Source organism: Lysinibacillus sp. NPDC097162 (genome assembly GCF_044762185.1).
In the GTDB taxonomy this organism is placed as follows: domain Bacteria; phylum Bacillota; class Bacilli; order Bacillales_A; family Planococcaceae; genus Lysinibacillus.
In genome coordinates this window covers 803,462-824,129 of record NZ_JBIWDT010000001.1, presented here as the reverse complement: position 1 = coordinate 824,129, position 20,668 = coordinate 803,462, and the positions used below count along the sequence as shown (strand labels likewise).

The following is a 20,668-nucleotide window of genomic DNA, read 5'->3' as shown; positions in this document are numbered from 1 at the left end:
AAGAAGGTTATATAGTTATAGCTCCATCGGCATTCACCTTCGTAGAGTGTTACATTACTTAATAAAAAGTCGTTTTTATTACTACTTTCAAGCCTTCTTTTGTAAACTAATGATTTTCGTTAAGCAATTGAAGAAGTTTGACAACTTTACTTTTTGAATTAATGATTGATTCTTGTGGACCAATGCAGGATGGGCAACCAGACTTACAAGGACAGGCTGTAATATGCTGCTGTGCCTTCATTACTAAGTCCTCCCATAAATCATAAACTTTGTCACTTAAACCAATACCACCTGGATACTTATCATAGACAAAAAACGTAGGTTGTTCGTTGTGCGTCGCCTTCACTTGTGGCACTACCGCTACATCACTACTATCACATTGAATAAATAATGGGATAAAGGCATTCATCGCATAGGCTGCACCCGTCATAGCATCCGTCAACTCTTCTTCAGTCCATTTTTCCGGCGCTAAAAACGATAGCCATGAAGAACTTGTATGCATTTCATCTGGCGGGAGATGAATTGGGCCAGAGCCTATGTTATCATGCGTACCAAAGCGAATTTTTTTAAAGATGGTAGCTTGTGCTACTAATCCTACGTCACCAAAACTAATTGTCCCACCTTGGTAGTTTCGGCTTCGATCTTCTTCAAGTACTTTCATTTCCACAGCTAAATTAGCATCCGTGTAATAATCTACATCTACTTCACGCACAAAAGCTTTTTTTTCTTCCCAATCAAGTTTTTCTACTTGGAATTGAATACCCTGGTGCAAATAGATAGCTTCCTCATGTAATAGTGTCATTGCACTATGACGATCCATTTCTCCAATTACCTTTGTACGAGCAGGTACAGTCATATCGATGATAACAACATTTTCCTGAGATGCTGAACGCAGGCTAATATCGTGTGCCGGAAAACGATCATTCATCCAATGCCACTTTTCACTCGTTTTGAAAACAACACCTTCCTCTGCTAAATACTCAAGTAATTCTTGTATTTCAAATTCTCCATACGAATCATTTGTTGTAAAAGGTAACTCAAAAGCTGCACATTTTAAATGATCCATTAAAATCAACATATTTTCAGGATAAATGCGTGCTTCCTCAGGTTCGCTCCCCAGTAAAAATAGTGGATGATCTACAACGTACTGATCTAGTGCAGTCGATTGTGCTACATATATAATGAGTGCTTCGTCTTGACGACGCCCAGCACGTCCCGCTTGCTGCCATGCACTCGCAATATTTCCCGGGTAACCCGTCATAATGCATGCCTGTAGTTGACCAATATCTACGCCAAGCTCCAGCGCATTCGTACTCACTACAGTTTGAATTGTTCCATTCCGAAGCCCACGTTCAATAACACGTCGCTCTGAGGGTAAATACCCCCCTCGATAGCCACGCACAGATTCGTCTTGTAATTTATTGCGAGTTAGTTCCTTTAAATAGGTAACTATCATCTCAACACGCACTCGGCTTTTTGCAAAAATGATCGTTTGAATTCCTGCTGTATAAAGCCTTTTTGCCAAATCACTTACCTCTAAAACTGCACTTCGACGTACACCAAAAGTTTTATGGATAATTGGTGGATTATAAAAAAGGAATGTTTTTTTGCCAACCGGCGCTCCTGAATCTGCAATTAACGTTTGCGTTTCGTTCGTTAAATTTTCCGCTAGTTCTTTTGGATTTTTAATGGTTGCAGACGTACAAATAAAAACAGGTTTACTGCCATAAAATTCACAAATGCGTTTTAGTCTTCGAATAACATGCGCTACATGTGAACCAAATACACCCTTATATGTATGCAATTCATCAATAACGATATACTGCAAATTTTCAAAGAGCGACACCCATTTTGTATGATGCGGCAAAATACCTGAGTGCAGCATATCTGGATTCGTCATCACGATATGACCTGCTTTTCGAACCTTTTGGCGTATACCAGGAGCTGTATCACCATCATACGTATAGCTTAAAATGTCCTCCCCACTCTGTTCAATCAGTTCATTTAAATCATTTTTCTGATCCTGCGCTAACGCTTTTGTCGGAAAAAGATAAATTGCACGTGCATTTCGATCTTCTAAAATCTTTTGTAGTACAGGTAAATGATAGCAATATGATTTACCTGAGGCGGTCGGTGTAACTGCAGTAAATGATTTGTGGCTAGTCGCCAAATCAAACGCTTCTCGCTGATGTGTATATAATTGTTCGATGCCACGTGCATGTAATGCTTTGATAAGTGAAGGATGTAGATTTTGTGGAAAAGGAGCAAGTTTGGCATCGCGTCCGTCTAATGTTTGCCAATGAATTATCCGCTCTTTAAGTTCCTCATCATATCGCCACTCATTTAATAACGCACTAATCGTCCGTTTTTTCGATAGCATCGGATTGCCCCTCCTTCACTAAGCGATAAAAATTATTTAGCGTGTAGGAAGTAGAATGAGTTGCATCTAAAAAACGTTTTTTACTTGTTTCTTTATAAAATGATTGCACAACAAATTGCTCCATCGATTCAACCGCTGAAGCAATTTGTCCTGAATGCATATATTTCGGTTTGTTTTTTTGAATCCAAGCATTTGCTTCTTGTTGCCACTCTTTCAATAGTTGATGAATCGTATCAGCATGTGGCTTGACCTCTGCAAAAAAGTCTGGCGTACGATCCTCCTCACGCATTTGCCAAAAGCGTGCAACACATTTTTCACATTCATCTATTAATATGGAAGTTTGCTGTATTAGTAACAATTTCGCACCTCATCTCGTATCAAATGTACCTTTAGCATAATTGTCGCAAGCACTTTTCGTTTACAACAATTAACATGTATTAGAATTAAAGAAAAGTGCTGACTTTCAGGAATGTGTGCCGACCTCTCTTATATCCGACTACCCTGAAAGTTACTTTGCATAATTGCTAACACCCGCTAAAGGCTTTAAATGATTGCATCAAATGAATCATTTTTATTTGTATGAGATTAGTGTACCAAAGTCTATCGTTTTTCACTACTAATAGGCGAACAAGCATTCTTTACTTGCCAGTTCTTTTCTGCTAAGCTTACTTTCTGGCTAACAGATTTGAGCTGCATAAAAAATTGCAGGCTGTGCGCATTGTTTTCCAATGACACTCTCGTTAAAAGTAATTGATTGACTAGATCCAACTGTGCAACTAATTGTCCTAATTTGTTCAATACAACGCCCCCTTTTATCTTTACTTAAGTATTCCTCGCATGTATAAAATAACCTTCATGCGTGACAAAATAAGCGTAAGTTAGCTGAAAGAAGAAGAATTTCGATAAATTTTTAATAGCGACTTCCAATGAGCACTATTAATGAAATTGCTAAAAAAGAATGATTCCCAACGGTTCTAGGAAAAAAGGGGTGTATCCATTTAACAATTTCAATGGCGAATGCAGTTGTTTTATTGGCGAAATTTCTACTTTAAACAGCGAATCATGCAAATCTATCAGCAAGAGTAAACAATCTTTAGCGCCACGTTCTGCCTGTGGTGAAGTTATACTGAATCATGGTAAACTATTGTGTATAATAGCAGTATTATAGAAGGTGAGCTAAGTGACAATTCGTTATCCAAATGGGAAAGTCTACACCCCTGCTCCAGCTATTCAAAAAGCTGAGAAAAAGGGGAAAACAAAGGATTTTTCCTATAGTAATCGAGGGAAGACGTTAGAAGATGAAATAAATGAAGCAAACGACTTTTATTTAGAAAGGCAACTTGCTATTATTCATAAGAAACCTGTTCCCGTACAAATCGTCAAAGTAGAGTATCCGTCGCGAAGTGCTGCTGTAATTCGTGAAGCTTATTTCCGAACGCCCTCTACAACTGACTACAATGGCGTTTGGAATGGGCATTATATTGATTTTGATGCTAAGGAAACCGCATCCAAGACGAGCTTTCCATTAAAAAATATACATGGACATCAAATGAAACATATGCAGCAAGTGAAGGAACACAATGGTGTGGCATTTATTATCGTTCGTTTTTCAGCATTTGAACGCTATTTTTTAGTGCCATACGAAGTTTTACAAAAGGCCTGGCATGCAATGGACAATGGTGAGCGAAAATCGATTCCCTTTTCAACCATCGAAAAGGAAGCTTTTGAAATTCCAACAAGCTATTATCCACGTATCGATTATTTACCCGTTCTTCAGCAGTTCATTGAAGCAACAAGTCATGGCTCTGAAAGTGAGGAGATTAAAAAATGAGTGAACGTCGTCAAACACGCGGAGAGCATCAAAAGGCTCTCGCTCAAAAAAATAAAAAGAAAGCACCGAAAGCAGCAAAATCTTCGACCAAAACGTGGTTGAAGCGCATTGTCCTAACGATACTTATTATAGGAGTTGTTGGCTTAGTCGGCGGAGCAGGTGTATTTGCTTATTATGCAAGCACTGCACCAGAGCTTAATGAAGATTTACTAAAGGACCCTGTTTCATCTGAATTTTATGATAAAAACGGTGACGTTTTCGCCACAATCGGTGCTGAAAACCGAAAATACGTAACATACGATGAAATCCCTGAAGATATGATTAACGCCATTCTAGCAACAGAAGACGTTCGCTTTTTTAAACATCATGGTATGGATTTTTATCGACTAGGTGGTGCAATACTTGCCAACTTCCGTGATGGTTTCGGGGCACAAGGTGCTTCAACTTTAACGCAGCAAGTTGTCAAAAACTCATTTTTACAAAATGAGAAAAAATTAAAACGTAAAGCACAAGAAGCATGGCTTGCCTTCCAACTTGAACGTAAATATTCAAAAGAAGAAATATTTGAAATGTACTTTAATAAAATGTTGATGTCAGGCCGTATCTATGGCTTTGGCACAGCCGCTCAATATTTCTATGGCAAAGAGTTAAAAGATTTAACATTGGATGAAGAAGCACTACTAGCAGGCTTAGTACAGCGTCCGAACGCTTACAATCCATTAAAAAATCCTGAACTGGCAGAAAAACGACGAAATACAGTTTTAGGCTTAATGTACCAGCATGGAAAAATTACAAAAGCTGAAATGGAAGAAGCGAAGAAAGTAGATGTGCTAGCAGGTCTTGCAGACGACGCTACACGCCAAACATTTGCTGGCTCTAAATACGATGCCTTCCTAGATATCGTTATTAATGAGCTTGAAAAAAATGGTGATGGCACTGCTATGGCAGAGGGCATTAAAGTTTACACAACACTTGATCCAAACGCGCAGCAAATTGTAGAAAACATCATGAACGATGACAGTAATTTCCCTACAGAAAACATTGAATCTGGTGTTGCTGTCGTTGATACAAAAACAGGTCAAATTCAAGCAGTCGGTGGTGGACGAAACTATGGGAACCGTGGCTTTAACTATGCGGATGACTTAGTAATGAATCATCCAGGCTCTACAATGAAGCCATTACTTGATTACGGTCCTGCTATTGAATATTTAAAATGGTCAACTGGTCAAACACTTGTGGATGATCCAATGAAATATACAGGTACAAATCAAACGATTACAAACTGGGATGGTAAATATTTTGGTACTATGACAGCACGTAAAGCTCTATACGCTTCTCGAAACGTGCCAGCCGTTAGAACATTTAAAGAAGTTGGCGCAGACAAAGCAAAAGAGTTTATTGGCCGTTTAGGCATTGAAACAGAGAATGCTTACGAGGCGGATGCCATTGGTGGTGGTGCCATTACAATGTCCCCTATTCAAATGGCAGCATCTTATGCAGCTTTTGGGAATAACGGTGTTTACACTGACCCTTACGCCATTACAAAAATTGTTTATCGCGATGGTAAATCATCGAAAGACTATACACCAAAGCCTAATGTTGCTATGGAAGAATATACAGCATACATGGTAACAGACATGTTGCGTGATGTTGTCAGCAATAAACCAGATGCATCTGGTACTGCAGCAAATGTTTCAGGATTAGATATTGCTGGTAAAACAGGTACAACAAACTATTCAAACGACGAGTTTAACAAATATAATTTACCAAGTACAAGTGTGCCAGATTCTTGGTTTGCTGGTTACACTACCAACTATTCAATTGCTATTTGGAGCGGTTACGAAAAACGTTCTGACCCAATTACAACTTGGGATGAACGCCGATTACCACAACATTTATTTAAAGATATTATGAAAGATCTTTCTGCGAACATTGAAACAGAACGTTTCAAAAAACCAAGCTCGGTTGTAGAAGCTACAATCGAAGTAGGCTCTAGCCCACTGAAATTAGCAAGTGACTATACACCAAGTGAATTACGTCAAACAGAGCTATTTGTTCGTGGTACAGAACCTACAGAAGTTTCAAATGAATACAAAGCTCCTGAACTTTCTACACCTTACAATGTAAGTGCAAGTTTAGATTTGGCTGGGCAATCTATCAACATTAGCTGGGAACATGATGCGATTCTTGACCCAGAAACGGATGAACCAATGCCGACTACCTTTGAAGTATCTGCTACAAAAGAAGGTGGAGAAACGGTTGTACTTGGAACAACTGAAAGTAAAGGTTTAACAGTTAGCAACACATTAGAAGATGGTAATTACACGATTTCTGTCGTAGCGATTGTGGATGATACGCGAAGTGAACCAGGAACGACATCCTTCCAGATAACGAGTATGCCTGATGAAGATGTAGGTACTGAGGATCCAGATGAACCGGACATTGAGCAACCAACACAGCCGGATCAAGGCAATAATGGCAATCATAACGGTAACAATGGGAACAACGGTAATCACAATGGCAATAATAACGGAAATGGAAACAATGGCAATAACGGGAATGGCGGTAACAACGGCAACAATAACGGAAGCCAACCTCCTGTTACGCCAACTGATCCTGTAGTGCCAAACGAGGACGACAATGATGACGGTGAGTAACGATTTAAAAGGTTCTCACTAAAATGAAACAGGTGTAGAAAACGAAATGTTTTCTACACCTGTTTTTTCATAACAAAAAGGTTGTCCTCTACATAACTTAAAGGACAACCCATTTTCTATTAATAGCATATGATTTTTTGATTTGCATCTTCTACGTGCTTTTTTCTTCCTTAGTTTTTGGTTGCCTGTAGACGCAAGCGTGCTGTTCGTTTTTTTGTTTCTTTAAATAATTCATCTAATTGACGATAACACGCATATTGTCCTGGTTTCGTTTTAATAAAGGCCATACGCTCAACCCCATTAATCGGCATTACCTCTTCACCTGCTTCGATAACTAAACGTTCAAACAACATGATAGCCTCTTCCATGAGTCCCTTTGCTTCCCCGTTACGAGCATCATGGGCAGCATGTATTTGAGCTTCCAGCATAGTCCATTCTGTAAACCATTCATCTATTTTTTCTTTTGATATTGCCTCAATGTTCACGCGTTCTTCACCAGCCCTTTTTTTAAACGCTTTTGCCCTTCTCGGCAATCATCCAGTAACGGACATGTTTGGCAGCCCGGATTTTGTGCCTTACAATGATAGCGTCCAAAGAAAATTAACTGATGATGGGTTTTCGACCATTTGTCCATTGGTGTTTTCTTCATTATGGTTTCTTCCACTTCAAGCACGGAATCCTTCCAACGACATAAACCTAATCGTTTAGATACGCGTTCTACATGTGTATCAACAGCAAGTGCTGGAATATCAAAAGCTACTGATAATACAACATTCGCCGTCTTACGACCAACGCCTGGCAATGTCACGAGCTCTTCCCGACTTGCGGGAATTTGCCCATTATATTCAGTTAAAAGTCGCGCACATAGAAGTTGAATATTTTTAGCCTTATTGCGATAAAGACCTATTGAACGAATATCCTGTTGAAGTTCTTCTAAGCTCACTGCCAAATAATCTTCTGGCTTTTTATATTTTTGAAACAACGTCTTTGTTACTTTATTGACAAGTACATCCGTACATTGTGCAGATAATAACGTGGCTATTGTCAGCTCGAACGGGTTGTCATGCACAAGTTCGCAATGCGCATTGGGAAACATGCGGTCCATTTCAGCTAGACAATGCTCCCACTGTTTTTTTGTTAACATTCCCTAAAAGCCCCCTATTCTCTTTCTTCTAACCAGTTATAAAATGGTACTCTGTTTGTCGACTGTGTTTCTTGCTGTAACGTACGTGCTGGCGGTCTATTCAAGCTTTGTTTCTCACGGAACTGTTCGCCTTGTTTATGTGCAGCTTGTGGTGTCGTAATATTTTTCTTTTTCCACTCCAATAATATCCGATCAATATAGCGAATGCTCAATTTACCAGCAAACACAGCTTCCTTTAACGCCTCTTTAATAAGCGCAGGACTGTGCTTATCCTCATCTAGCCAAAAACCGATTTTTTCTAGCTCTAAAGGAGATAAAAGACGCCCCATTTCCTCTTCAAATAAACGGAATACTTCACCCTCTTCTTGACGAAGTGTAGCTGCTGAATTTTTTTGTTCTTTCATTTCGATCATCTGCAATATACGTTCCCAAAGAGGGTACACCGAATATTTTTCGTATAGCGTGCCATTTGAATCGACATCACGTGTAATCTCAAGAAAGCCCTTTTGCATTAGACGCTGTAAGCGAGAAGTAATATCATTACTAGGCATCGTAAGACGATTCATCAAATCTGTTGGTGTAGGAAAATCATTTCCTTCCACATGAAAGGCAAGTAAGTGCATGACAATCAGCGCCTCATCATCCTCAATATTTAACTCCTTATAAAACTGAAAAAAGAGCTGAGGAATTTGTATAGTTCTCTGCTCGGTCCATGTACGGAGTCGATTATTTTTTGTATTCATGTAGACATGACTCCTTTTTCTAGTAAGTAGAAAAGCCGCGTAGAAATTTCACTACGCGACTTTTAAATTGTTTTCGTTTGTTGCTAACCGATTAAGGGTATAGACGGTTTAATAGACGTGGGAATGGAATAGTTTCGCGAATATGCTCTGTTCCAGAAATCCAAGCCACTGTACGTTCTAGCCCTAAACCGAAGCCAGAATGTGGTACTGATCCTTGCTTACGAAGCTCTAAGTACCATGCGTAAGCATCTAATGATAGATTATGTTCCTCAAGACGAGTTTTTAATAAATCATAGTCATGGATACGCTCTGAACCACCGATAATTTCCCCATAGCCTTCTGGCGCAATTAAGTCGGCACATAATACTACATCATCACGATCTGGATGTGGTTGCATGTAGAATGGTTTGATACCTGTTGGGTAGCACGTAATGAATACAGGTTTGTCAAATGAATTCGCAATTGCTGTTTCATGTGGCGCACCGAAATCATCACCCCATTCAATGTCATCAAAACCTTGTTCATGTAATAGTTTAATGGCATCATCGTATGAAATACGAGGGAATGGCGCTTTAATATTTTGAAGCGTCGATGTATCACGACCAAGTCGCTCTAATTCTAGAGTACAGTTTGCCAGAACAGACTGCACAATATGCTCCACATATTGTTCTTGTACTTCTAAGTTTTCTTCGAATTCTACAAACGCCATTTCTGGCTCAATCATCCAAAACTCGATTAAGTGACGGCGTGTTTTAGATTTTTCAGCACGGAACGTTGGACCGAATGAAAAAACTTTTCCTAACGCCATCGCAGCCGCTTCCATATAAAGCTGACCAGATTGAGAAAGATAGGCATCTTCTTCAAAATATTTTGTGTGGAATAGCTCAGAAGTACCTTCAGGTGCTGATCCAGTTAAAATTGGTGGGTCCATTTTTGTAAAACCATTGTTGTTGAAAAATTCGTAAGTTGCACGAATAATTTCGTTACGAATTTTCATTACCGCGTGTTGTTTACGAGAACGTAACCATAAGTGGCGGTTATCCATTAAAAATTCAGGGCCATGCTCTTTTGGTGTAATTGGGAAATCTGTTGCTGCATGTAACACTTCAATTCCTGTTACTGCTAGCTCACAGCCGAAACTTGAACGTTCGTCTGCTTTCACCTCTCCAATAACGTACATCGAAGTTTCTTGCGTCATACCCTTTGCAATTGCAAAAATTTCTTCGCCTACTTCTTCTTTCACAACAACGCCCTGTACAAAGCCAGAACCATCACGTAGTTGTAAGAAAGCAATTTTACCACTTGAACGTTTGTTAGCTAACCAAGCACCTAGCTTGACTGTTTCTCCGATATGCTGTGGCATATCTTGAATCATAATTTTTTTCATAGAAATCCTCCAAAGTTGGTTAGAAGGATTAGTCTTGCCATTTTGATTTTACAAATGCATCAATACGACGGACTGCCTCTTCCAATAATTCTAAAGATGTAGCATAAGATAATCGCATAGTAGTTGGTGCACCAAAGCCAGAGCCTGGAATCACTGCTACGTTTGCTTCTGTTAAAATATCCGCAGCAAATGCATCGACTGAATCATAACCAGTATGTGCCATTGCTTCTGCTACATCTGGTAATAAATAAAATGCGCCTTGCGGTTTTAATACATTGAAGCCAGGAATTGCACTAACTTGTGGATAAATTTTCTCAAGACGAGATTCGAATGCTTGGCGCATTTCTTCTACTGTGTCCTGAGGTCCATTATACGCTTCCACTGTTGCATATTGTGCAGTTGTTGTTGCGTTTGAAGTAGAGTGTGAAGCAAGGTCAGTCATTGGTTTAATAATGTCTGCATCACCTGCTGCATATCCGATACGCCAGCCTGTCATAGAGTGAGATTTTGCTACACCATTTACTACGATTGTACGTGCTTTCATTGCGTCTGAAAGTTGCGCAATTGAAAAATGCTCAATACCATTGTATACAAGCTTCTCATAAATTTCATCTGACACGATTAAAATATCTTTTTCTTCTGCAACAGCAGCAAGTTCTGCTAGCTCGTCGCGAGAATAAATCATACCAGATGGATTGCTTGGCGAGTTAATGATAACTGCTTTTGTTTTATCGGTAACAGCTGCACGTAATTGATCTGCAGTAATTTTATAGCCTTGTTCACGTGTCCCTTCAACATATACTGGCACACCGCCTGCTAATTTCACTTGTTCTGGATACGATACCCAATAAGGGATAGGGATGATTACTTCATCGCCTTCATTCAAAATTACTTGGAATAAAGTGTAAAGAATATGCTTTGCCCCAACGCCTACGATAACCTCGTTCGGTTTATATGTAAGATTGTTGTCGCGTTGAAGTTTATCAATAATAGCTTTCTTAAGCACTGGCAGACCGCCAGCAGGGGTATATTTAGTTAAACCTTTTTCCATAGATTCAATAGCCGCATCTAGAATATTGCGCGGTGTGTTAAAGTCGGGTTCACCAGCACCTAGTCCTATTACGTCAATACCTTGCTCTTTTAATTCTTTTGCTTTTGCAGTAATTGCTAATGTTGAAGATGGTGTTAAAGTTTTCACTCGGTCTGCTAATAATTTTTTCATTCGGGATCTACTCCTCTTATAAATTCTTAATGCGCTTCCACCAGTCGCCGTCCTTAAATAAAATATAGACATAGTTGAGTTTATCGTGATTATTTAGGTAAGAAATTTCCCAAACAGCCCCTACCTCCTCATAGCCTAACTTCATATGAAGCACCTTTTGGACATTTCCTTCATTTTTAAAAACCGATAATGCTTGCTTTTCCGTAATACCATCTTTCAAAAATACTTCCTGAATGGAATCCTCTTCTAGATTCGTTGGAACAAAGACAGCCTTTTTGTCACCGTATTCGTCTACCCCGAACACAGTAACATACGAATGTTTGCCATTATATGTGTATGACTCCGTGACAATTGCTAGGGCTTTGGCATCAAGCGCCAACTGTTCAGCCTGTTCTTCAATTGAACTAAATGGAGCCTCGGCTTTCCAGAGTACTAAAATACTAATGACAAGTGACAAGGAAACCATAAAGACAGAAATGAAAATCAACCAGTTTTTCATATATTCACCTTATGTTTCACACCTAGCTTTTTTTTCGCTAAGAATGCCTGATATTTTTGTGTGTCTATAACTGCGCACACTTTCATTTTGCTTACCATTTTTGTCAACCTGCTTTCTTTCCTCATACCACAACATTATACACCAAAATTCTCTTGTCGTGTTTGCTAATTTCATTTATTGTACGTTGATAAACCAGCGTTTTCAAATGATTCGAGGAGTGATTTTCATTTTTTACTCTTCCACTTAAAAAGACTGTACTTTATCGTCAAAAGTTCCTATTTTTTTCACACTAAAGAAAGGTGTGCATTTGTAAAAAAATAACTTTTTTACTATACCCAAAAGGATAAAAGTCATATATAAATATATTCCCACTGCCTTTTGTCGACAGTGGGAACGAGGCTATATCATTTGATAGACTTATTTATATTGAGCTGATGACATAGTTTGCACGACCATTATTTTTCGCTTTGTATAAGTTGCGGTCTGCCTGCTTAAAAAGCTGAATGTATTCATAATTTTCTTGGTCATTCATACAGGCGCCTAAACTAATCTTTAACGGATAACTATCAAAGTCTTGTTCTACTTTTAAAGTTAAAATATAGGCATGTAGCTCCTTAATAAAGTCATTGATAAACAATTGATTATCATGACGAAGACAAACGATAAATTCATCTCCACCATAACGTATAATGACCGCATCTTCATTACGTAAAAAATCCCTTAATCCAGTAGCAAGGAGCTGTAGCACCATGTCACCCAACAAGTGACCATACTTATCATTGTATGCTTTAAAATAGTCGATATCGAGGACAATGACGCAAACATATTGCTGAGAAATTTGTGCCTCCTTTAACCAATCATTTAGCTCACTATCAAGAAAATGACGATTAAGGACACCAGTTAAAGGATCATAGAGTGCCCTTTTTTCCAGTTTCTCTTTTTGTCTATTAAAATCTAAGTTCATGACTTGCTGAAGCAAATTGTCAGCACTCATTTTTTCTGTAAGCTCTATATAAGCTCGTTGCACATCAAAAATCTCATTTCGGTAATCCAATTGATAGAGAACGTTTAACAGCATACGCATGACCCTTTTTGTAATTGGATTATCACCATATGATTGCGCTAAATCTATCGCTTGCTTATAATATTTCACCGCTTCTTCTAGCTTTTGTTGATGTTCATATAAAAAGCCATAGCCAAACAAGGCGGCTACCTTTTCTCGTTTATGATTTTGAATAATATCCGAATTCAATGTATGATCCAATAATGCTTGACCAGTGACAAAATCGCCCTCTAGAATATACACATCAGCCATATTATTATTAATGCGGATTTCTTGTAGCTTCGCCAATTCAGGCTGTGTTTTCTCAAGCTCCTTATTATAATTCCTTGCAATTAATGCAGCATTAAGCGCTTCCTGATAACAGCCATTTTCAACTTCAAGATAACACAGATTGCTATAGCAACGTACAAGCATTTTAATATCTTTTAGCTGTGTAGCAAATTCAATCGATTTTTTGGTCATTTCCACTGTTTTTTCTCTGACACCAACTAAATCGTATATTAAAGACATAACAAGATAATAATTCATAAAATCCTTTGTCGTGCCGTACTTTTGGCAGCACGCCTCATAGTCATGGATGTGGCTCACCATGCTTAATGTATCGCCTAGAGCATGATGAATTAATATTTTTTGGAAGAATAAATCTAGTCCATGCTTATGATTATCATTTTCTAATGCTACTAAAAGTCCCTGTTCAGCAAGATTTAGAGCTTCTGTTAAACGCCCTTTCGTCCGCATTTCCATGATTGTTTTATTTAATTCTTCTAATGTTAACTCCAAATAATCACCACTTCTCTATGCTCGGAATTTTCCTTATCCTTAATACTTTAATGTAGCAGTTAGCCTATACATTAATTATAAGCGAAGTCCATGTCCTCGTCCGTCATTTCAAGCATATCCCATAAATTACTAAATATATCGAATGATAATATTTTAGACTGGAGTGCACGCCATGTTCTATAGTCACAAAAAACGAAGCAATTGTATTTGATTGAAATGACATTTCACCTGTCTTCGCGATTACCTTTAACCTTTACTCCATCAACTTACTTCCGTTTACGTGTAATTAATACAGGGCTAGAATAACAGCTTATTTGCAGGAATTTTTTACATTCAATATTTTTTTATATATATTAGCACAAATAATTCCATTATTGTCCTCGTTTCTCATTGTTTTTACCCATATATTGTAGTTGATTGAGTATTTTTTTGTAAAAACGTGAGGGACGTGATGTTGTGAATAAAAATATTAATCCATCAGATCCAGCAACAATTCCTAAATTTGTAGATGAACTACCGAAGCCTGTTACTGCAAAGCCAAAATACAGTAGCGGCCAGCCGAAGAAAGAATATTATGAGTTGCAGATGATGGAAGCGGAACATTGTTTTCATAAAAACTTTCCGAAATCCACTATTTGGGGATATAACGGACTTTACCCAGGACCAACCATTGAGGCCTCAAAAGACAAAACGATTTATGTCAAATACAAAAATCAATTACCTTTAAAGCATTTTTTACCTGTAGATTTTACTCTCCATGCAGCCAACGATTCACAAGAGGTTAGAACGGTAACACATCTTCACGGAGCCAACGTTGACTGGGAAAGTGATGGTCATCCGGAAGCTTGGTATACAAGAGACTTTGTGTATACTGGTCCGAAATTCAATAAAGAAATACATGAATACACGAATCATCAGCCAGGTACAACGTTGTGGTATCATGACCACGCAATGGCATTAACGCGCTTAAATGTTTACGCAGGTCTTGCAGGTTTCTACTTGCTTCGAGATACAATTGAGGAGCGCTCAAACTTACCGTGCGGTGATTATGAATATCCACTATTAATTGCGGATAGATCCTTTAATGAAGATGGCTCTCTCTTCTATCCTGATGAACCACCTTTCCCCGTGCCAGTTCATCCATCGATTACACCGGGCTTTGTGGGAAATACAATTGTTGTGAATGGTAAAGTATGGCCTTATTTAAATGTTGAGCCTCGGAAATATCGTTTCCGTTTTCTAAATGGCTCGAATAGAAGAGGCTATGTCATCAGCCTTTCTAATGAGCAGCCTATGATCCAGCTTGGAACAGATGGTGGTTTTTTAACAACCCCTAACGAAATTTACTCTGTGGAATTATTGCCTGCTGAAAGAACGGATGTCATTATTGACTTTTCAAAGTGTGAAGGCCAGGAAATAACATTAATTAATGGGGATACAGATTTTGTTGACGAGCATACGAGCGTAATTATGCAATTTAAAGTGAATTGCCCACTGCGCTGTGAAGATACGAGCGAAATTCCTGAAAGGCTTGCCGTTTCAATGGATTTACATCCGCACCATGCACATATTGAACGCAACTTACCTTTAAGTGCGTCGACAGATGATTTTGGAAGACCAATGCTATTATTAAATGACCGTATGTACCATGATCCCGCAACTGAAAAGCCAGCTCTTGATAGTATAGAAGTCTGGAATTTTATTAATGCCACTCCATTTATACACCCTATCCATCTACATTTAATCCAATTTAAAATACTTGAACGACGGCCATTCGATGTGGAGCTCTATCAAAATGAAGGAAGGCTTGAATTTACTGGTCCAGCTGAAGAACCACGTGATTTTGAGAGAGGCTGGAAAGATACTGTAAAAGCTGATGCAGGGAAGGTTACAAAGATTATTATGCATTGGAAAGACCATATCGGAAATTACATGTGGCATTGCCATTTTCTTGAGCACGAGGATCATGATATGATGCGACCAATTCTAGTAATGAAAGATGTTCATCCCGTATCGGAGCCACATGTCGAAATAGAGCATACTCCAGCAAACCATAGTGCCACAGCCACAGTAACAACAATTCCAAATAATAATGAGAACACTGCCCCACTTTTGAATAGTACTCATAGCATTGCTACGACAACCGATCCAACACAGCATGCACCTACAGTGGCTAACAAGCATGATTTGTCAGTTACTAAAGAGACATTGCCACACGATGCCATTCATACACAAAATGTCTCACAGTTTGTACCTATACCAATTTATCCTTCAAAAAGCAGCCAAACACAACCTAATATGGCAAGTAGATGGCGGAGAAGACGCTCGTAGTAATCTGCATCTTGCCTGTATAATGCCAAATAAAAAACCGAGGTATTTGACGTTCACACTGTCGAATACCTCGGTTTGTAAAATTTGATAGGTTTAGCTAGTTCACTCCTCATCTCTCACTTCGCTCCAATTGAATGACAGGCAATAATAAATCTAATTGTGTAAAGTCTTCCCCTCGGTACCACTCGAGAATTGAACGGGTTGGCACCCAACTATGTTCAAGGGCATATTGTAGTAATTTTTGATATCCCTCTTTTATTTCCGTCAGATGCTCTTTGAATGGTAGCGCTAGACAGATACAAGCAGGCATATGCTCAATAAAATTATCATCCGTTAATCCATCTATATTTGTATGTTCTGTTACACCAAAACCGATTTGTACTTTTATCACATCTTGTCCTGATAAATAATTTACATAATAGCTGTTAATTTGAATATTGTTTTGCTTTAATTCATTGGCTCTTTTCGCAAAATGCTCTCCAAACTTCCCCATTGTGGATTGCTCAATGAACCAAATTATTTTTTCTTTGTTTTTATCGATTAGATAGATATCCTCTCGAATGGAATCACTTTCTAAAAACCTTAAGCTAACATCGATGAGCTCCCGTTTTTTCCTTAAAGTACGAATCCAATTATCCATCATTGTTTGACGAGCTACTTCGTCATTTTCTAGTAAATAATGTTGTATGTCCTTAATAGGTACGTCTGCTATACGCAAAGTGGTAATCAATTTCACTATTGCAATTTGATGTGTTGCATATACGCGATATCCATTTCCTCTCCGTTCTACTGGCAACAATAAATTTTTCGATTCATAAAAACGCAATGTACTTTTTGAAATTCCTGTTCTATTTGAAAATTCCTGAATGGTCATATAGTTATGCAAGAGCGACACACCTTTCAATATCAATGATAAACCTTCAAGTTACTTGAAGGTCAAGAATTTTTCAGAATTGTTTGAGTGCCTGTCACTCTAATTTAGCACGCTATTTTCATTTCATATTCAGTTCATAAATGCATGCTATAGTAAAGTCACACAAACAATGATTCTATTGTTTAGCGTAATCAAGGAGGATAATTATTAATGAATAACACAACAACTAAAGAAGTACCAATAAAAAATTGGCGGCGCTTTGTGGGGCTTGTGAAACAGGCGCAGCCACCGATGCTTTTGTTAATAATCGCTTTATGTATGAGTATAGCGACCACTGGCGTAGGATTTATCGTGCCACTGTTCACTAAAAAATTAGTAGATGGCTTTTCGTTACAATCCCTTAATTATTGGCAAATTATTTTACTAGGAATAGCTTTTATCGTGCAAGCCATCGCCAGCGGACTTTCCATTTATTTTTTAAATCGCGTTGGTCATCAGGTTGTGGCAAAATTGAGAGATCAATTATGGCGCAAATTGCTCCATTTACCAATCCCTTATTATGATGATAACGATACTGGTGAGACGTTAAGTCGTGTAACAAATGACACCGCTGTAGTAAAAGAGCTAATAACTGAACATCTTGCAAATTGTTTAACAGGTGTTATTTCGATTGTCGGTTCTGTCATCATTCTATTATTTTTAGATTGGAAAATGACATTAGTTATGCTCATTGCTGTTCCTCTCGCGATGATTATTTTAATGCTATTAGGAAAGCGTATGTTTGTCATTTCAAAAGGTATGCAAGACGAAACCGCTAAATTTACCGCTATTCTCAATCAAGTGTTGCCTGAGACACGTTTAGTAAAAGCTTCAAATGCTGAGAATATCGAATATGAACGTGGCAAAAAAGGCATTACTAATCTATTTAATTTCGGTCTGAAAGAAGCAAAAATCCATGCACTTATTTCACCTTTAATTTCATTCGTACTAATGAGCGTGCTTGTAGCAATCATTGGCTATGGCGGTGTTCGTGTTTCATCTGGTGAACTTACAGCTGGAGATATGGTTGCCTTTATTTTATATTTAATTCAAATCATTATGCCGATGACGCAATTAACGATGTTCTTTACCCAGCTCCAAAAAGCGATGGGCGCTACAGAACGTATCAGTGCATTACTTGAGCATGAAGAAGAAAACATTTATGAAGGACGACAATTAGATACTGTACATGAACCAATCCATGTCCAAAATGTAGATTTTGCTTATGGAGAGGAACCAATTTTATCAAACATCAACTTTACAATTGAGCCAGGTAAAGTCACAGCCATTGTCGGGCCGAGTGGCGGAGGAAAAACGACGACTTTTGCGCTGTTAGAACGCTACTATCAACCAACAAATGGCTTGATTACACTTGGCGATACACCGATTGATACATTTTCACTTCATTCGTGGAGAAATCAAATTGGCTATGTCGCACAAGAAAGTGCGCTTCTATCAGGAACGATTCGTGAAAATATTTGTTACGGCATTGCCCGAGCTGTTTCAGACGAGGAACTTGAACGAGTTGCAAAAATGGCCTACGCCGATCAATTTATCAATGAACTGCCAGATAAATTTAACACCGAGGTCGGCGAACGAGGAATAAAGCTTTCAGGTGGACAACGACAACGAATTTCGATTGCGAGAGCCTTGTTACGTAATCCTCAAATTTTAATGCTAGATGAAGCGACTTCTAGCCTTGATAGTAATTCAGAAATTTACGTACAAAAAGCACTGGATAATTTAATGCAAGGACGAACAACACTCGTAATCGCCCACCGTCTTTCTACTGTCGTAGATGCCGACCAAATATTATTTATAGAGAAAGGCCATATTACAGGCTGTGGGACACATGATACATTATTTGAAACACACGATATGTATAGAGAGTTTGCTAAACAACAATTGCGCATTAAAGATTAAAGACGAAAGGATTTGTTATCATGACAAAACTATTAGTTGTGGATGATGATGACCATATTAGAGAATTAGTAAAAGTATTTTTACAAAATGAAGGTTTTGACGTAATTGAAGCATTGGACGGTGTAGATGCACTGTCCAAATTGGATACAGAAAAAATCGACATGGTGATTATGGACATTATGATGCCTAAAATGGACGGTTGGCAATTATGTAAGGAAATCCGGACATTCAACAGTGATTTACCGATTTTGATGCTAACCGCTAAAGGTGAAACAGCACAGAAGGTAAAAGGATTTAACCTAGGGACAGATGATTATTTAGTCAAACCATTTGAGCCTGTCGAATTAATTGTTCGCGTTAAATCCATTTTAAAACGGTATCGTATTGCGCTCTCTCAAACGATTGAAATTGGAAATGTTAAAATGAATCGCCATACATATGAACTATTGTATGACGGTGAAAGCACTACGTTACGTCTAAAAGAATTCGACCTATTATTTACATTAGCAAGTTATGCGGGAAAGACATTTTCCCGTGAGCAGCTAATTGAAGAAATTTGGGGATTTGACTATGAAGGCGATGAACGTACCGTAGATGTTCATATTAAAAGGTTGCGTGAACGATTCCCTGAAGAAAAAAGTGGCTTCTCTATCCGTACGATTCGTGGACTTGGCTATCGCTTGGAATTAGCACTATGAAATATTGGAAATTTTTCTTTAAGCTCCTAATGATTTTTATCATGTTTCTGTTAGCGAATATATTATTTGCCTTTATTTCCTTCCACGTAACTTCTTGGCTATTTCAGCGAGTAGACATACATTTCCAAGGTTTTTGGCGACAATTAACTACAGTTCTTGGTGTATTTGTACTATTTGCTTGTACTGCCGCCTGCATTTTTTTAATTGGTTTAAAAAGACAGCACAATTATTGGGATACGATTGTTGATGCCATTGGACGAATGGCTAAAGGAGATTTCAATGTACAGTTAGATAAAATGTCTGATGATGAAAATGATCATTTTGGCCAACTAATTAGTGGGATTAATCATATGGCTGTTGAATTAGGCGAATTAGAACGTATGCGTCAAGAATTTATATCAAATGTTTCGCATGAAATTCAATCGCCTCTCACCTCTATTAATGGTTTTGCAAAGGCATTAAAAAATATGGATTTAACTGAAGAGAAACGTCAGCACTATTTAGCCATTATCGAAATGGAAAGTCATCGTCTATCAAAAATCAGTGATAATTTGTTAAAGCTAACGTCATTAGAATCACAGCACCATCCATTTGAACCGAAGTACTATCGACTAGATAAACAGTTGCGTAATGTTGTTTTAGCTCTTGAGCCTAATTGGTTAGAAAAGCAGATTGATATTGATATTCAATTACAAAACATAACGATTAAGGCTGATGAGGACTTAATGAACCAAGTGTGGATGAATGTACTCAGTAACAGCATCAAATTTACTCATAATAATGGTCAAATCCGTATTTTGATGACCGCCCAAAATGACACAGTGATGGTGAGCATTCGTGATAACGGCATCGGCTTAACAGATGAGCAACAAAAGCATATTTTTGAACGTTTTTATAAAGCAGATCAATCAAGAATCGCTGCAAACGGAGGTAGCGGGCTAGGATTATCCATTGTAAAAAAAATTATTGATATGCACAAAGGTACTATTACTGTCCAAAGCAAACTTGCTGAACATACAAAATTTTTGATAACACTCCCTTTAGATAGTGTTGATACAAATAATTAAGAGCATAGGATGTGAAAGTTGTTCACCCCT

General features: G+C 38.2%; 17 protein-coding genes. 6 read left to right on the top strand and 11 right to left on the bottom strand.

Annotated elements, in window-relative coordinates:
- Positions 1 to 106: 106 nt before the first annotated feature.
- The 3 genes from ACIQXW_RS03955 to ACIQXW_RS03945 form a co-directional block, all read right to left on the bottom strand.
- On the bottom strand, positions 107 to 2,380 hold the full coding sequence (locus tag ACIQXW_RS03955; protein WP_402760006.1) for a DEAD/DEAH box helicase: 2,274 nt from the start codon (positions 2,378 to 2,380) through the stop codon (positions 107 to 109).
- Positions 2,355 to 2,738, bottom strand: coding sequence for a YppE family protein (locus ACIQXW_RS03950; RefSeq protein ID WP_401018635.1), 384 nt, complete (start codon positions 2,736 to 2,738; stop codon positions 2,355 to 2,357). The genes ACIQXW_RS03955 and ACIQXW_RS03950 overlap by 26 nt, the downstream gene beginning before the upstream one ends.
- Positions 2,739 to 2,980: 242 nt before the next feature.
- Positions 2,981 to 3,178 (bottom strand): endonuclease, encoded by a 198-nt coding sequence (locus tag ACIQXW_RS03945; protein ID WP_340825073.1) that lies wholly within the window; start codon positions 3,176 to 3,178, stop codon positions 2,981 to 2,983.
- A gap of 382 nt (positions 3,179 to 3,560) precedes the next feature.
- Here ACIQXW_RS03945 and recU point away from each other — a divergent pair, with 382 nt between their 5' ends.
- Positions 3,561 to 4,211, top strand: coding sequence for a Holliday junction resolvase RecU (gene recU / locus ACIQXW_RS03940; RefSeq protein ID WP_340825074.1), 651 nt, complete (start codon positions 3,561 to 3,563; stop codon positions 4,209 to 4,211).
- Complete coding sequence (locus ACIQXW_RS03935) at positions 4,208 to 6,868, top strand: PBP1A family penicillin-binding protein (protein WP_401018637.1); 2,661 nt, start codon at positions 4,208 to 4,210, stop codon at positions 6,866 to 6,868. Before recU ends, ACIQXW_RS03935 begins: the two co-directional genes overlap by 4 nt.
- Before the next feature lie 170 nt (positions 6,869 to 7,038).
- Here ACIQXW_RS03935 and ACIQXW_RS03930 read toward each other — a convergent pair whose 3' ends face one another.
- From ACIQXW_RS03930 to ACIQXW_RS03900, 7 genes are all read right to left on the bottom strand, one after another.
- Complete coding sequence (locus tag ACIQXW_RS03930; protein ID WP_340825077.1) at positions 7,039 to 7,353, bottom strand: YpoC family protein; 315 nt, start codon at positions 7,351 to 7,353, stop codon at positions 7,039 to 7,041.
- Positions 7,350 to 8,012: an endonuclease III gene (nth, locus tag ACIQXW_RS03925; RefSeq protein WP_340825079.1), complete on the bottom strand. Its 663-nt coding sequence runs from the start codon at positions 8,010 to 8,012 to the stop codon at positions 7,350 to 7,352. Before nth ends, ACIQXW_RS03930 begins: the two co-directional genes overlap by 4 nt.
- Positions 8,013 to 8,026: 14 nt before the next feature.
- The gene (locus ACIQXW_RS03920; RefSeq protein WP_340825080.1) at positions 8,027 to 8,755 is read right to left on the bottom strand and encodes a DnaD domain-containing protein; all 729 of its coding nucleotides are present in this window, start codon (positions 8,753 to 8,755) and stop codon (positions 8,027 to 8,029) included.
- A gap of 91 nt (positions 8,756 to 8,846) precedes the next feature.
- Positions 8,847 to 10,142: an asparagine--tRNA ligase gene (gene asnS, locus ACIQXW_RS03915; protein ID WP_340825082.1), complete on the bottom strand. Its 1,296-nt coding sequence runs from the start codon at positions 10,140 to 10,142 to the stop codon at positions 8,847 to 8,849.
- A gap of 28 nt (positions 10,143 to 10,170) precedes the next feature.
- Positions 10,171 to 11,364 (bottom strand): pyridoxal phosphate-dependent aminotransferase, encoded by a 1,194-nt coding sequence (locus tag ACIQXW_RS03910; RefSeq protein WP_340825083.1) that lies wholly within the window; start codon positions 11,362 to 11,364, stop codon positions 10,171 to 10,173.
- A 16-nt stretch (positions 11,365 to 11,380) separates the two neighbouring features.
- A complete protein-coding gene (locus ACIQXW_RS03905) occupies positions 11,381 to 11,863 on the bottom strand; it encodes a cell wall elongation regulator TseB-like domain-containing protein (protein WP_340825084.1) in 483 nt (160 codons plus the stop codon).
- A 421-nt stretch (positions 11,864 to 12,284) separates the two neighbouring features.
- On the bottom strand, positions 12,285 to 13,706 hold the full coding sequence (locus ACIQXW_RS03900; protein ID WP_402760002.1) for a tetratricopeptide repeat-containing diguanylate cyclase: 1,422 nt from the start codon (positions 13,704 to 13,706) through the stop codon (positions 12,285 to 12,287).
- 456 nt (positions 13,707 to 14,162) lie between these two features.
- On the opposite strand from ACIQXW_RS03900, the gene ACIQXW_RS03895 reads away from it, so the two are divergent.
- Positions 14,163 to 16,037, top strand: coding sequence for a multicopper oxidase family protein (locus tag ACIQXW_RS03895; RefSeq protein ID WP_402760001.1), 1,875 nt, complete (start codon positions 14,163 to 14,165; stop codon positions 16,035 to 16,037).
- 109 nt (positions 16,038 to 16,146) lie between these two features.
- Here the strand turns inward: ACIQXW_RS03895 and ACIQXW_RS03890 are convergent, their stop codons facing one another.
- Positions 16,147 to 16,923, bottom strand: a complete 777-nt coding sequence (locus tag ACIQXW_RS03890) for a MerR family transcriptional regulator (protein ID WP_402759999.1) — start codon at positions 16,921 to 16,923, stop codon at positions 16,147 to 16,149.
- A gap of 198 nt (positions 16,924 to 17,121) precedes the next feature.
- Here ACIQXW_RS03890 and ACIQXW_RS03885 point away from each other — a divergent pair, with 198 nt between their 5' ends.
- The 3 genes from ACIQXW_RS03885 to ACIQXW_RS03875 are packed head-to-tail and all read left to right on the top strand — an operon-like array spanning position 17,122 to position 20,638.
- Positions 17,122 to 18,873 carry an ABC transporter ATP-binding protein gene (locus ACIQXW_RS03885; RefSeq protein WP_340825090.1) on the top strand — a complete coding sequence of 584 codons (1,752 nt, stop codon included), beginning with the start codon at positions 17,122 to 17,124 and terminating at the stop codon, positions 18,871 to 18,873.
- A gap of 17 nt (positions 18,874 to 18,890) precedes the next feature.
- A complete protein-coding gene (locus ACIQXW_RS03880; protein WP_340826492.1) occupies positions 18,891 to 19,571 on the top strand; it encodes a response regulator transcription factor in 681 nt (226 codons plus the stop codon).
- On the top strand, positions 19,568 to 20,638 hold the full coding sequence (locus tag ACIQXW_RS03875) for a HAMP domain-containing sensor histidine kinase (protein ID WP_402759997.1): 1,071 nt from the start codon (positions 19,568 to 19,570) through the stop codon (positions 20,636 to 20,638). The genes ACIQXW_RS03880 and ACIQXW_RS03875 overlap by 4 nt, the downstream gene beginning before the upstream one ends.
- The last annotated feature ends 30 nt before the right edge of the window (positions 20,639 to 20,668 follow it).